This is a genomic window from Bradyrhizobium sp., from assembly GCF_027451485.1.
Classification (GTDB): Bacteria; Pseudomonadota; Alphaproteobacteria; order Rhizobiales; family Xanthobacteraceae; genus Bradyrhizobium.
Genome location: NZ_DAIDJE010000208.1, coordinates 1 through 13,289, shown reverse-complemented (window position 1 = coordinate 13,289; position 13,289 = coordinate 1). Strand labels below are relative to the sequence as shown.

Sequence of the window (13,289 nt, the reverse complement as noted above, 5' to 3'; positions counted from 1 at the left end):
GCTCGCCGGCCTCGAATGCCCGGGTAGCAGGTCGTTGACTATGTCGAACGAGCAGGCTGGAAGATCAGCTTGAGGCATAGCATCATCGCGGCCATGGCAGGCAGCATCTGGACCACCGAATTTTTTGACTGTCCCAATTGCGGGCTAGGTTACGCTGCAACGAAAGAGCAGCACTCGGCCAGGCGTTCCGGCCGTTTTGATTGCGAGGTTTGCGGTGTCGAAGTCCACGCCTGGTCCGGCAATCACGATTTCTTCGATTGGAAGATCGATCAGCCGAAGGCCCCCGTGTTCGGAAAAAGGTGGGCGTGAGCGCGAATCAGCCGACGTGCTCGCCGTGCGGCGATGTCACACCATGACGACCGGCATTCCGGACCGGATCATTCGGCAGCCAGGGGTGTATTGGCCCGCTTCGCAATGACCTGCCGAAATTTTGCAGCCAGATCGTCGCAATAGGAAGCAAGTCCCTGGTAAAACGCGCGGTCAGGCCCGCTGGTCGCTTGTTGCGCCGCCTTTTCGTACTGTGCGGCTTTGCGCTCATATTTCTCAAGTTTGGTTTGAAGCTCACTCAGCACCGACGCTACTCCACTCGGGCACACTCGACAGCCGTTGAATGGTTGCCCCGTGCTTCGACCGAAACGATGACTGGCTTGAGGCAATTTTGCAGCCGCCTTGCGGCCCGCGTTTGGCACCAGCGCCTAGCCGGCTTTGATCAAAGCAGGGCTGCGGCTCCGGATTCTGGCTTTGACGCGCGCCAGCCGGTTCCACCCTCGGTTCAAGCCCGACGGCGTGCTTGCTCGGACAACGTCGTCTAAATCGCCTTCAGTTTGCGGTAGGCAAACCACACCATCTTCAGCAGCAGCCATCCGTCGCGGAAGCGCGAGATCTGGGTCTCGCCGAAGGTGCGGGCCTTGTAGTGGATCGGGGTCTCGATAATTTTCAGGTTCTGCTTCGCCGCGCCGAAGATCAGGTCGAAATCGCCGAACGGGTCGAAGTTGCCGAAATAGCTGCGCTCGCGCGCCAGCACCTCGTAGTCCTTGCGCAGGAGCACCTTGGTGCCGCACAGCGTGTCGGTAAGGCGCGTGTTGACGAGATAGCTGAAGAGATAGGCGAAGATGCGGTTAGCGATGAAGTTGAGCGGGCGCATCGCCTCGTCCTCCATCGGATAGATCAGGCGCGTGCCGTTGACGAACTCGGCCTTACCGGTCTCGATGACGGCGTGGAATTTCGGCAGAGCTTCCGGCGGCATCGTCAGATCGGCGTCCAATATCAGCAGCACGTCGCCGGTTGCGGCAGCAAAACCCTTGCGCACCGCATCGCCCTTGCCCTTGCCGTCCTGCTTCAGCACCTTGATGTCCCAGCTGTCCTTGTAGGCGTCGCGCACGCGCTCGCATTCGGCAAAAGTGCCGTCGCTGGAATTACCCTCGACGAACAGGATTTCCTGCGAGGTGCCAAACCGCGGCATGCGCCGGATTGCGTTCTCGATATTGCCTCTCTCGTTGCGGCAGGGAATGAGAATGCTCGCGGAGAATTTCCGGTCCGGAAATTGCCGCACCGGACGGCCGACCAGATAAGTCCGCAGGCACAGTTTCCTGATGCCGGGCAGCGGCGCGATGAAGCGGTTGATGAACGGGCCCAGCCCCAGCCAGTGGCGCGGTAACAGCTGGCGCTGTTCCTGGCTGATGACCTCGAAATCCGCAAGATCCATCAGATTGAGGAAGTCGGCGGTCGCGATGTAGTTGATGGTCGGCTGCGTGGCCCGCAGCTTGAGCGCTTCGGCCGCCTTCAGCACCGGCTCCCACAGATGGGAGTAATAGGAGATGATGATGCGCGTCGACGGTGCGCAAAGCTGATGCACCAGCCGCAAGGTCGCATCGATGTCCTCGAACATACCGATGGTGTCGGCAATTACGATGTAGTCGAACGGTCCTTCGATCGAGGCGAGCGTCGCTGGATCTTCGACGTCGCCCAGCACAAAATACAGATGGGGGTGCAGTTCGTTGGCCTTGGCGATCGTCTTGGCGCCGAAGTCGATGCCGACGCCATAAGAAGGCTCCAGCGCGGCAAGCAGATCGCCGCGGCCGCATCCCAATTCCAGCACGCGCTTGCCCGGTGGAACCAGGAAGCGCATGAACTTCAAATCGTCTTCGTGGTAGGCGGCGTTGAATTCGCGCCAGCTCTGGAGCTCATCGCCATTGGCCTCGAAATGCTCGACGAGGTCGCGCTTGCGCTGCGTCGGCAGCTCGAGGGAGCGCGCAGAGTCGGACGGCCTCAAATACATCCCAACCTCGATCTCGGTAAACCGAGCGCCCTCTTAGCCGAACGGTAAAGAGCTGTAAATTCGATCGAAAATGACCGATTTTGCCGGACGGGAGATGCATGCGGCGCGTGCGGAAGCCCCCGATTGCCTTGTGCTTTTTCAACCCCTAACGTGGCGTCAAGCAAAAGCGATAAACGCCCGGAGAGAACACCCATGTCTTCTCTAAAGTCGGCCCGTCTCAAGTTCGGCGCCTTTCTCGCCCCGCATCATCCGATCGGCGAGCACCCGATGCTGCAATTCCGCCGCGATCTCGATCTGGTCGAGCAGCTCGATTCACTCGGTTATGACGAGTTCTGGTGCGGCGAGCATCACTCCTCGGGCTGGGAAATGATCGCCTCGCCGGAAATGTTTCTGGCGGCTGCCGGCGAACGTACCAAGCGCATCAAGCTCGGCACCGGCGTGATTTCGTTGCCTTACCACCATCCATTCAACGTCGCCCAGCGCATGGTGCAGCTCGATCACATGACCGGCGGGCGCGCCATCTTCGGCTCCGGCCCCGGGGCACTGGCGTCGGATGCGCATACGCTCGGCATCGATCCGATGGTGCAGCGCGACCGCCAGGACGAGGCGATCGCGATCATCCGCCGGCTGTTTCGCGGTGAGCGGGTGACCGCGAAGAGCGACTGGTTCACCCTGAACGATGCGGCGTTGCAGATCCTTCCGCTTCAGGAGGACATGCCATTTGTAGTCGCCTCGCAAATTTCGCCGTCCGGAATGACGCTCGCCGGCAAATACGGCATCGGCATCATTTCGCTCGGCTCGATGTCGACGCAAGGATTGATGGCGCTGCCCACCCAGTGGAGTTTTGCCGAGGACGCCGCGAAAAAGCACGGCACGACCGTCAGCCGCGCCGACTGGCGCGTGCTTTTGTCCTGGCACATTGCCGAAAGCCGCGAACAGGCGAGGGCCGAGGCTGGCGCCGGGCTGATGCGCTGGCATAACGAATATAATGTGCAGACGTTGCAGCGTCCGGGCCTTGTGCCCTTTACCTCGCCCGAGGATGCGCTGGAGAAGACCGCCGGGGGCGAGAATGCCGCGTCCACTATCGGCACGCCCGACGACCTCGTCAAAACCATCAAAAAATTGATGGAGGTGTCCGGCGGCGTCGGCAGTATTATCGGTTTCGTCCACGATTGGGCGAGCCCCGAGAATACGCGCCGCAGCTGGGACATGGTGGCGCGTTATGTGATCCCGGAGATCAACGGCTATGTCACCAAGCTTCGCGAGTCGCAGAAATTCCTGATCGAAAACCGCGCGGTGTTCGAGCGCGCCGGCCAGGCCGTGATGGCCAAGATCATGGAGAACGAAAAGGCCGCCGCGGCCCTGCCGTTGACCGGTCCGGGCCGCGTCGCCATTCCGGCCGTGAATGCACCGGATTTGCAGAAGGAAGCGGCCAAACACCAAAAGGCCTGATAGGCGCTTAATCGTTCCCTCGAGTCCATGGAGCTTCCGACATGTCGATGCAAAGTGCGACTTTTCAGCCGATGGCACTGACCGCGCCGCACCGCAAGGCGCTTTCGCACATTCCGGGCGACGAGGGCTGGCCGCTGGTCGGCCGGACCCTCAACATCCTTGCTGATCCGAAGGGCGAGGTCGAGCGGATGGCGGCGAAATATGGCCACGTCTATCGGAGCCGCGTGCTTGGCGAGACCAGCCTGACGATTCTCGGACCTGAAGCCAACGAGCTCGTGCTGTTCGATCAGGTCAGGCTGTTCTCGTCCACCCATGGCTGGGGCACCATCCTGGGCCGTCTGTTCCCGCGCGGCCTGATGCTGCTCGACTTCGACGAGCATCGGCTGCACCGCCGCGCCCTGTCGGTCGCGTTCAAATCCGGTCCGATGAAGTCCTATCTGGCGGCGCTCGACGCCGGCATTGCGCAGCGCGTCGCCGAGTGGCGGCAGCGTCCGGGAGAAATGCTGTTTTATCCGGCGATGAAGCAGCTGACGCTCGATCTTGCCGCCACGTCATTTCTCGGCACCGCGATCGGTCCCGAGGTCGAGGAGATCACCAAAGCCTTTGTCGATATGGTCGCGGCGTCGATCGCGCCGATCCGAACGCCTTTGCCGGGCACGCAGATGGCGCGCGGCGTCAAGGGCCGCGCGCGCATCGTGGCTTACTTTTCCGAGCAGATCCCCATCCGCCGGGCCAAAGGCGGCGAGGATCTGTTCTCCCAGCTCTGCCGTGCCACCCATGAGGACGGTGCGCTGCTGTCGCCGCAGGATATCGTCGATCATATGAGTTTTCTGATGATGGCCGCGCACGACACGCTGACATCGTCGCTGACCTCCTTCGTGGCGGCACTCGCCGCGAACCCGCAGTGGCAGCAGAAACTGCGTGACGAAGTTTCGAGTCTCGGCGTTGCGAGCGATGCGCCGACCTCCTTCGAGCACCTCGAAGCGATGCCGCTCACCGAAATGGCGTTCAAGGAAGCGATGCGGCTGCGACCGCCCGTACCGTCGGTCCCCCGGCGCGCGACGCGCGATTTCGCCTTCGGCGGCTACGACATTCCGGCCGGTACGCTGGTCGGCATCAACCCGCTGTTCACGCATCACATGCGCGATATCTGGCCCGATCCCGATGGCTTCGATCCGCTGCGCTTCACCGAGGAGGCGCAGCGCAGCCGCCATCGTTTCGCTTTCGTGCCGTTCGGCGGCGGCGCGCATATGTGCCTGGGACTGCATTTCGCCTACATGCAGGCGAAATGTTTTGCGCGGCATTTCCTGCAAAGCGTCAGCGTCTCGCTGCCGAGTGGCCGGGCGCCGGACTGGTACATGTGGCCGATCCCCAAGCCGCGCGACGGGTTGCGGGTGATGGTGACGCCGACGGCTTAGGCCGATCGAGAGTTCAGCCGCCGATCTGATCGAACGCCTTGCGCATGGCCACATAACCCTGTTGTTGCTGGGTCCAGTTGCGGCCGCCGGTGATGGCGCCGTCGACGACGAGATCATGCCCGTTGATAAAGGTGGATTCGTCGCTGGCAAGGAACACCGCCGCATGTGCGATGTCATCTGGCAGACCGGCGCGCGGGATCGGCTGTGCCGACTTGGTGACCTCGCGCATCACCGCCGCTGTTTTCTCGGCAGCCTCAACCGACAGTCCCAGCGCCTTGCCGAAAATGCCGGTGGCGATCGCGCCCGGTGAAATGCTGTTGACGCGGATGCCGGCTTCGCCGAGTTCCATGGCGACGCACTTGGTCAGGTGAATGACGGCAGCCTTGGCGGCGCCATAGACGATCGAGGATGAGAAGCCGGCGAGCCGGCCGGCGATGCTGCCATTGTTGATGATGCTGCCGGAGCCCTGGCGCCGCATGTGCGGAGCGACATGCTTCATGCCGAGCATGACGTTGCGCACCAGCGTCGCCATGGCGGCATCGAAACGCTCGGCTTCGAGGCCCTCGATCCCACCCGTCTGCGCCGGTCCGCCAGCATTGTTGAAAAGACAGTCGATGCGGCCGAATTTGTCGACAGCCTCATTGATCAGCTTTCGAATATCGTCTTCGACGGTGACGTCGGTGCGGCGGAAGAGGCAGGCTGGGCCGAGCCTTCTCGCAAGCGCGTCGCCCTCTGCGGAGCGGCGCCCGGCGACGACAATTTTTGCGCCCTCGGCCACGAATATCTCGGCGGTGCGTAAACCAATTCCGCTCGTCGCACCGGTGATGACAGCAATCTTCCCGTCCAGCCTGCCCATTGGAATCGTCCTCCTTTTGATGGCCTCATTGAACTATGTTAGGCAGGTCCAGTCAGCGCAAGTCGCCTGCTGCCGATTGGCGCTCCCGCCGAGATCGGTTTCATCCCAAGGAATGCCTTGGCTCATCCTGGTGGTCGGATTCTTACGCTCACATCCCTTCTCGGCGGCCGGCCAATTTCGGTTATGATGACGTCTCCTTCGAGTCCAGAATACCCCGTGATGCAGCCTATGGCAGGTTTGGTCGGTGAGTTTCGGCGAGGCTGGCAAGGAATCGGCCGGCCCTCACCGGCGTTCATCTTGGGATTTTCAATTGCCTGCCTGGCGCTCTCGACGGCGGCGCGCTGGATTCTCTCCATGCTCCGGCCGGACGTCTATTTCACGCCGTATTTCCCGGCCGTGCTCTTTGCAACCGCTCTCGGCGGCTATCGCGCGGGCATTGGCACGGCCGCCGCCGCCGGAGGGTTCGGCATTGCGCTGAATTTCGGCGAGGCGCCGAGCGGCTTTTTCCCGCGGCTTATGCTGCTGGCGATTTTCGCAGTGGTGTCCGGGCTGACGATCTGGGGGGTGGAGCACTATCGGTCGCTCACTGCCAGACAGCGGGAAATTTCCAGGCGGCTGATCCGGGAAGAGGAGTATCGCAAGCTCATCGTCGAGGAGTTGCAACACCGGCTGAAGAACAAGCTCTCGACTATCCATGCCGTGCTGCATCAGGCGCTGCAAAACCAGCCGCAGGTCTGGGAGAGCGTCGACCATCGCCTCCGCGCGCTGGCCGCGACCGACGAACTGATCACCAAGGTCGACGGCGGCGGCTGCGACATCAAGGATCTGCTGCTCTCTGAACTTGGACCTTATGGCCATGTCCGCTTCAACCTCAACGGCGAGCGGTTGTTTCTGCCGGCCAAGCTCGCCGTCAGCCTCGCGCTGATCTTCCACGAGCTTGCGACCAACGCGGCGAAATACGGCGCATTTTCCTCCGAGCGCGGTGTGCTTCAGGTGTCCTGGTCCATCACGGACGATCGTCTGCGTATCGCATGGGACGAAACCGAAGGACCTGTAATCGGCGCCGTCGGGCAGCCCGGATTCGGCACCAAGTTGCTCCAATCGGCGCTCGCCCCTTTCGATGGCAAGACGGAACTCAGCTTCTTGAAGAGCGGCCTCCATTGCACCATGCAATGCCGCGTGCCCAAAACCTGATCAACGGCCTGTTCATGGCAGGATCGGGCGAGCCGATGGCGCGCGGGACGGATCATTGACGTTCTGTTAATGACGATCGCGACCGCCCGGTTTGAAAGCGGCGACGCGCGAATCCGTGAGAGGCCACTTAACCAAAACTACAAGAGACTTTGCCAGTCTCGCCCGGTCATGCAGAACGCGTCACCGCTCCAAGCATCCGCAATCAGCGCCGACTCCACCGAATTCGCAGCCGAGCATGACCTCGGCCTGCTTCGGGATATTCTTCGCCTGCTCCCCACCGGCGTCACCGTTCAGGATGAGGAGGGCCGATTTCTTCTGATCAATGACGCCGCGGCGTCGCAGCTGGGGATGGCCGCCGGGCCTGCGGGACAGTTTGTCTCGAAATATCTCGACGAGCGGCAGAAACACGGACGTGAGCTGCTTCGCGCCGGCCGCGCGGCCGTTGTGGAGATGCCCGTTGCCGGCAACGGCGGCGAGCAGGTCCTGCTCGCCGCGCATCGGCCGGTGGATATCGCGGGCCGCAAGCTGCTGCTCTCGAGTTCGACCGATATCAGCGAACAGAAGGCCGTCGAGGATCATCTGTTCCGTTCGGCCTATTTTGACGAATTGACCGGCCTGCCGATGCGGCGGGTGATCGAGCACCGCGTGCAGACTCTGATCCAGCGCTCCGAACAGCGCGATGCTTTTGCGGTCGCTTTTCTCGATGTCGACAATTTCAAGCACATCAACGACTATTACGGCCACTCGGTCGGCGATGCGCTGCTGGTCGAGGTAGCCAAGCGGATCAGTCTCCACCTCCGCGAGACCGACATGCTGTCGCGGATCAGCGGCGACGAATTCCTGCTGCTTCTCAACCCGATCGAGAGCGAGATGGATGTCGCCGATTATTTCGAGGCGACCTTGCAGCGGCTGAAGGCGCCGTTCTTCATCGACGGCTCGGAGATATTCGCATCGACCTCGATCGGTGTCAGCCTGTTTCCGGACCATGGGCGCAGTTACGATGCGCTGCTCCAGAACGCTGATATTGCGATGTACCGGGTCAAGAACGACGGCAAGGGGGCGGCCGCTCTCTTCGATGCCGGCATGGAGCGCGAGGCGCTTGCGCGAATGAAGGTCGAGCAGTCGCTGCGGCACGCCATCCTGGAGAAGCGCTTCTGCTGCGCTTTTCAGGCCAAGGTCGACATCCGGACCAAGGAAGTCAAAGGCGTGGAGGCGCTTGTGCGACTGCGCGACGAGGAGGGTATCATCCAGGCGCCCGGCACTTTCGTCGAACTCGCCGCAGAGCTCGGCCTGATCGACGATCTGACCCATCTTGTGCTGGCCGAGATCGTCCGTTCGATCGACCTCATCAACGAGACGTTCGGGTCCACGGCGACGATCAGCATCAACGTCGCCGCCAGGCAGGCCGACAATCCCGAATTCATGCGGTCATTTGCCGATGCGCTGGAGGCAACCGGCTTCCCGCGACGTTTCATGATCGAGGTCACGGAAGACGCCTTTGTCACCAAGCGGCGATTCCAGGAAGTGGTTGTGCCGATCTTCCGCAACATGGGGGTAGGGATATCGATCGACGATTTTGGTATCGGCTATTCGTCCTTGTCGGCGCTCGCCGACATCACGGCCGACGAAATCAAGATCGATCGCTCCTTCATCACCGACATCCACCTTCGTCCGCGCAGCCAGGGAATTCTGCGGGCGATCGAATCGCTGGCTGAAGCGCTCGGCATGAGCGTGATTGCGGAGGGGGTCGAGAGCTTCGAGGAACTGGCCTACCTCCAGGCGGCTACGCGGATTCGCTACGCGCAGGGTTTCTACTTTGCAAGGCCCGTCTTCCTGGAAGAGCTCAACCTGGTGGTGCCCGCCGCCAGTGAGTCGCGCGTCAGCGAGATGAGCCGGCCCGCGCAGCAGAGCCGGAACGCTTATTCGTCACGACCGGGCCGCTATCGGCGTTAGCGCCCGTATTCGAGTTTTCCTGTCCGGCCATTCCGGCGCGGCATCTTCCCTGCTATCCTCTCGTCGTGTTGCCTGCCGTGGATGCCTGCGCTTTTCCCGCGCAGTGCGGCCGCAACGCCTGTCGCAGCTCGCGCACCGTTCGAAGAGGTCACATGCAACCGGTCTCGCTTTTTCTGAATATCCTGTGGCTGCTGCTGGGCGGGGTCTGGATGGCCGCCGGATGGGTTGTTGCTGCGGTGATCATGGCGATCACCATCATCGGCCTGCCGTGGGCGCGGGCGGCCTTCAACATCGCCGTCTATACGCTGTTGCCGTTCGGCCAGCGAGCCGTGCGGCGCGATCTTCTGACCGGCGAGTCCGATGTCGGCACCGGTCTATTGGGCCTGATCGGCAACCTGATCTGGCTGGTACTGGCCGGCTGGTGGCTGGCGCTTGGTCATCTTGCGACCGCGGTGGTCCTGGCCGTGACAATCATCGGCCTTCCCTTTGCATGGGCGCACTTGAAGCTCGCCGGCATCGCGTTGTGGCCGATCGGGCGCGCGATCGTTCCGGCGTAAGCGTCTCGCGCCTTCGCTTAACCTTTTCCGGCGCGGGCGCGGATCGCCTCTTCGACGCTGCGAAACTGGCGATCCGGCCCCAGCAGCGCATCGATGCCGAAGCGGTTGATCGCGGCTTGCGCGCGCTCGGATTCCAGCCGGGCGATGGCAAAGTCGATGCCGTCCTCCTGGCATTGGCGGATAACCTGGATGAGTACCTGCGCGGCGGTGAAGTCGATCTCGACGATGCCGGTCGCCTCCAGTACCATGAGCTGCACTTTTTGGGGCGACGACTTAAGCGCTGCCATAACATCGCGCCGGAAATCATAGGCGTTGAGAAACGACAGCGGGGCCTGCAGTCCGACCACGATCACGCCTTGCTCCTGCTCGCCGGGCAGCTTTGAACTCACCGGCCACCAGATCGACGTGCCCGGCACGCGCTCGAAGCGCTGGACGCGGGCGCGGGTCGTGGTCCAGATACCATGCAACAGCGACAGCCCGATGCCGATGCCGACGCCCTGTTCGATCGGCAGAAGGATGATCCCGGCCGCGGTCACCAGGATCAGCAGAAATTCGCCGAACGACTGCCGGAAGATGGCGATGATCTGGCCAAGGCGGACGATGCGAAGCGCGACAAACAACAAGACCCCGCCAAGGGCAGCGTTCGGGATCCGGTGCAGCAGCGACGTGCCGAAGGCAAGCAGCGCGATGACGATCGCAACTGACGCAAGGCCCGCGATCTGCGAGCGGCCGCCGGTCTCGGAAACCACGGCAGTTCGCGGCGGGCTCGCATCGACGGCAAAGGCGCCGATCGTGCCGGCAAAGATGCTCCCGATGCCGACACCGACGAAGTCGCGGTTGACGTCCGGCGGTTCATTGGGATCGGTTGGAAAGGATCGCGTCGTCGCCGCTGTCTGTACCATGACGACGATCGAGATGATCAGGCCGAGCGGCAGCAGACTGGTGAGGTGCCCCACCGACACGACGGGAATTGCGAGCTTCGGCGGTTCGACCGAAATTGCGCCGAGCACGCTGACGCCGCGGCCCTCCAGATGCAAGAGCATGACCGCGGCGGCGGCCAAAGCAAGACCGATCAGCGCGCCGGGAATCCGCGAGTCGATCCGTTCTGACAACGCGATGATCGTGAGCACGCCTAAACCGATGACGAGCGTAAAGACGTTAGCCTCCCCAAGATGTTCGGCAAGGGTCGCGAAGCGCTGGAGCGTCGGACCTTCAGGCGCCGGCACTCCTAAAATTCCCGGCAGCTGCGATATCAGGATGTGCACTGAAATTCCTGCCAGAAAGCCGATCGTGACCGGGACCGACAGCAAATCGGCAATCCAGCCCAGCCGGAAAATGCCGGCCGCGGTCAGCATCAGACCGACCATCAGCGCAAGCGCGGCGGCGAGCGTCGCATAATCCGGCGAACCAGTGGCCGCGAGCGCTGCAAGGCCGCCGGCAAAGATCGGCGTGATGGTCGAATCCGCGCCCGATGACAGGAAGCGGTTGCTGCCGAACGCTGCGAAGGCAAGCGAGCCCGCCACAAAGGCCAAAAAGCCGATCTGCGGGGCGAAGCCGCCAAGGCGAGCGGTCGCCATCTGTTCGGGGATGACGATGGCGGCAAGCGTCACTCCTGCGAACAGATCACGGCTGAGAAACGCGGCGCGATAGCCTTCAAGCGAACGAAAGAGCGGCCATGCTTTGTCGGAGGTGGAAGGCTGCGAAGCCCCGGAATGACCCGCCATAATACGCTGTTTCCCTTCACCTTGCCGGCTCACCGATCGCGCCAGCACTGGACGATTTCCGCCCGGCAAAATCAAGATGGCAGCACGCTGCTTCGGCGTAGCCGGATTTTGCTGCGGTGATCGCTCCCGGCTTTGGAGGTCAGCGGCTCTTGTCCGGCGACAGAAGCGCCGCCGGCGGAAACGAACGGTTGACGACATCGCGAATCGCAAAGCTCGACTGGATGCGCGAGACCCGCGGCAGGCGGGCGAGTTGCGATTTGTGGATATGCTCGAAATCCTCGATGTCGCGCGCGATCACCGTGACCAGATAGTCGTCGCTACCCGACATCAGCAAGCATCGCACCACCGACGGACATTTGAGAATCGAGTGTTCGAAGGTTTCCAGGGCGTCTTCGCTCTGGCTGTCGAGCGTGATGCGCACCACCACCGTGGTGCCGAGACCCAGGGCCTTCAGCCCGAGTACGGCCTGATATCCCTCGATCAAGCCGTCTTGTTCGAGCCCGGCGAGACGGCGGGCGCAGGCGGTGCTTGAAAGGCCGACGCGTTCGGCGAGTTCGACGTGTGAAGTGCGGGCGTTCGAAGTCACTTCCCGAAGCAAGGCGATATCGGATCGGTCTAGTTTTCGCATGATTCCTGCACCATATCGAGTTTTTACGCAGGAATACAGCGCAATTCGGGGTGCGTGGCGTAGCCTTTGCCGGAAACGCCAGCGGCTGCGTTGTTAGATAGAAGACTTGAAGAGGGAAGGACGACGATGCTGGTAGGTGTTCCCAGAGAAATCAAGGCGCAGGAATATCGCGTCGGTCTGACGCCTTCTTCCGTGCGCGAATATGTGGCGGCAGGTCACAGCGTTCTGATCGAGCGGGAGGCCGGGGCGGGCATCGGCGCGTCCGACGAAATCTATCAGCGCGCCGGTGCCTCGATCGCGGCAAGCGCCGAAGAAGTGTTTGAGCGCGCCGCAATGATCGTCAAGGTCAAGGAGCCGCAGCCGCAGGAATGGCAGCAGCTTCGCGAGGGCCAGATCCTCTTTACCTACCTGCACCTCGCTGCAGATCGCGAGCAGACCGAAGGCCTGCTGCGGTCGGGCTGCACGGCGGTCGCCTACGAGACCGTCACCGATGAGCGTGGCGGCTTGCCTCTGCTTGCGCCGATGAGCGAGGTCGCGGGGCGCCTGTCGGTCGAAGCTGCGGGTTCGGCGTTGAAGCGGCCGGCGGGCGGTCGCGGCGTGTTGATCGGCGGCGTTCCGGGCGTTGAGCCGGCGCGCATCGTCGTCATCGGCGGGGGCATCGTCGGCACGCAGGCCGCACGCATGGCCGTCGGCCTCGGGGCCGAAGTCACCATCCTCGATCGTTCGCTGCCGCGCCTGAAAGAACTCGACGATATGTTCGCGGGCCGGGTCCGAACTCGGTTTTCGACCAGCGAGGCGCTGGATCAGGAGATTGTTGCGGCCGACGTGGTGATCGGTGCCGTGTTGATTCCCGGTGCCAGCGCGCCGAAGCTGGTGACGCGGCCGATGCTGAAAACGATGAAGAAGGGCGCCGTCGTCGTTGACGTCGCGATCGATCAGGGGGGCTGTTTCGAAACGTCTCACCCGACCACCCATGATCACCCGACATTCGTCGTCGATAGCGTGATCCACTACTGCGTTGCCAACATGCCGGGCGCCGTTCCCCTGACGTCGAGCCACGCGCTCAACAACGCCACCCTGCGGTTCGGTCTTGCGCTGGCCTCCGAGGGGCTTTCGGCGATCAGGCGCGATCCTCACCTGCGTGCCGGGTTGAACATCCATCGCGGCAAGGTGACCTGCGAGGCTGTGGCAAACAGCCTTGCGCTGGCCTATCAGGCGCCGCTCGAGGC

General features: G+C 62.5%; 11 protein-coding genes. 6 read left to right on the top strand and 5 right to left on the bottom strand.

Translation table 11 applies throughout. The features are described from left to right. Positions 1-377: 377 nt before the first annotated feature. Positions 378-572 (bottom strand): hypothetical protein, encoded by a 195-nt coding sequence (locus tag NEZ08_RS24355; protein ID WP_298112898.1) that lies wholly within the window; start codon positions 570-572, stop codon positions 378-380. Positions 573-808: 236 nt separating this feature from the next. Continuing rightward, complete coding sequence (locus NEZ08_RS24350) at positions 809-2,278, bottom strand: glycosyltransferase (RefSeq protein ID WP_298112895.1); 1,470 nt, start codon at positions 2,276-2,278, stop codon at positions 809-811. A 192-nt stretch (positions 2,279-2,470) separates the two neighbouring features. Between NEZ08_RS24350 and NEZ08_RS24345 the strand changes: the two genes are divergently transcribed. Together NEZ08_RS24345 and NEZ08_RS24340 are read left to right on the top strand one after the other, a co-directional pair. Next, positions 2,471-3,730, top strand: a complete 1,260-nt coding sequence (locus NEZ08_RS24345; protein WP_298112892.1) for an LLM class flavin-dependent oxidoreductase — start codon at positions 2,471-2,473, stop codon at positions 3,728-3,730. 41 nt (positions 3,731-3,771) lie between these two features. Further along, complete coding sequence (locus NEZ08_RS24340) at positions 3,772-5,148, top strand: cytochrome P450 (RefSeq protein WP_298112888.1); 1,377 nt, start codon at positions 3,772-3,774, stop codon at positions 5,146-5,148. A gap of 13 nt (positions 5,149-5,161) precedes the next feature. Here the strand turns inward: NEZ08_RS24340 and NEZ08_RS24335 are convergent, their stop codons facing one another. Continuing rightward, positions 5,162-6,004 carry an SDR family NAD(P)-dependent oxidoreductase gene (locus tag NEZ08_RS24335; protein ID WP_298112884.1) on the bottom strand — a complete coding sequence of 281 codons (843 nt, stop codon included), beginning with the start codon at positions 6,002-6,004 and terminating at the stop codon, positions 5,162-5,164. Between the two features lie 228 nt (positions 6,005-6,232). On the opposite strand from NEZ08_RS24335, the gene NEZ08_RS24330 reads away from it, so the two are divergent. The 3 genes from NEZ08_RS24330 to NEZ08_RS24320 all read left to right on the top strand — a co-directional run bounded on the left by NEZ08_RS24330 (position 6,233) and on the right by NEZ08_RS24320 (position 9,708). Further along, positions 6,233-7,198, top strand: a complete 966-nt coding sequence (locus tag NEZ08_RS24330) for an HWE histidine kinase domain-containing protein (protein WP_298113179.1) — start codon at positions 6,233-6,235, stop codon at positions 7,196-7,198. Positions 7,199-7,366: 168 nt separating this feature from the next. Beyond that, positions 7,367-9,151 carry an EAL domain-containing protein gene (locus NEZ08_RS24325; RefSeq protein ID WP_298112881.1) on the top strand — a complete coding sequence of 595 codons (1,785 nt, stop codon included), beginning with the start codon at positions 7,367-7,369 and terminating at the stop codon, positions 9,149-9,151. A gap of 152 nt (positions 9,152-9,303) precedes the next feature. Continuing rightward, the gene (locus NEZ08_RS24320; protein WP_298112878.1) at positions 9,304-9,708 is read left to right on the top strand and encodes a YccF domain-containing protein; all 405 of its coding nucleotides are present in this window, start codon (positions 9,304-9,306) and stop codon (positions 9,706-9,708) included. Between the two features lie 17 nt (positions 9,709-9,725). Here the strand turns inward: NEZ08_RS24320 and NEZ08_RS24315 are convergent, their stop codons facing one another. Next, the gene (locus NEZ08_RS24315) at positions 9,726-11,432 is read right to left on the bottom strand and encodes a SulP family inorganic anion transporter (RefSeq protein ID WP_298112875.1); all 1,707 of its coding nucleotides are present in this window, start codon (positions 11,430-11,432) and stop codon (positions 9,726-9,728) included. 139 nt (positions 11,433-11,571) lie between these two features. Then, entirely contained in the window at positions 11,572-12,060 is a 489-nt protein-coding gene (locus NEZ08_RS24310; protein ID WP_298112873.1) for an Lrp/AsnC family transcriptional regulator, read from the bottom strand. A gap of 126 nt (positions 12,061-12,186) precedes the next feature. Between NEZ08_RS24310 and ald the strand changes: the two genes are divergently transcribed. Then, on the top strand, positions 12,187-13,289 hold a 1,103-nt coding region (gene ald / locus NEZ08_RS24305), incomplete at its 3' end, for an alanine dehydrogenase (RefSeq protein WP_298112871.1).

What these genes read in the sequence shown, in the direction of transcription:
- NEZ08_RS24350 (WP_298112895.1), bottom strand. Translation starts at nt 2,278, where the DNA reads ATGTATTTGAGGCCGTCCGACTCTGCGCGCTCCCTCGAGCTGCCGACG.
- NEZ08_RS24345 (WP_298112892.1), top strand. Translation starts at nt 2,471, where the DNA reads ATGTCTTCTCTAAAGTCGGCCCGTCTCAAGTTCGGCGCCTTTCTCGCC.
- NEZ08_RS24340 (WP_298112888.1), top strand. Translation starts at nt 3,772, where the DNA reads ATGTCGATGCAAAGTGCGACTTTTCAGCCGATGGCACTGACCGCGCCG.
- NEZ08_RS24335 (WP_298112884.1), bottom strand. Translation starts at nt 6,004, where the DNA reads ATGGGCAGGCTGGACGGGAAGATTGCTGTCATCACCGGTGCGACGAGC.
- NEZ08_RS24330 (WP_298113179.1), top strand. Translation starts at nt 6,233, where the DNA reads ATGGCAGGTTTGGTCGGTGAGTTTCGGCGAGGCTGGCAAGGAATCGGC.
- NEZ08_RS24325 (WP_298112881.1), top strand. Translation starts at nt 7,367, where the DNA reads ATGCAGAACGCGTCACCGCTCCAAGCATCCGCAATCAGCGCCGACTCC.
- NEZ08_RS24320 (WP_298112878.1), top strand. Translation starts at nt 9,304, where the DNA reads ATGCAACCGGTCTCGCTTTTTCTGAATATCCTGTGGCTGCTGCTGGGC.
- NEZ08_RS24315 (WP_298112875.1), bottom strand. Translation starts at nt 11,432, where the DNA reads ATGGCGGGTCATTCCGGGGCTTCGCAGCCTTCCACCTCCGACAAAGCA.
- NEZ08_RS24310 (WP_298112873.1), bottom strand. Translation starts at nt 12,060, where the DNA reads ATGCGAAAACTAGACCGATCCGATATCGCCTTGCTTCGGGAAGTGACT.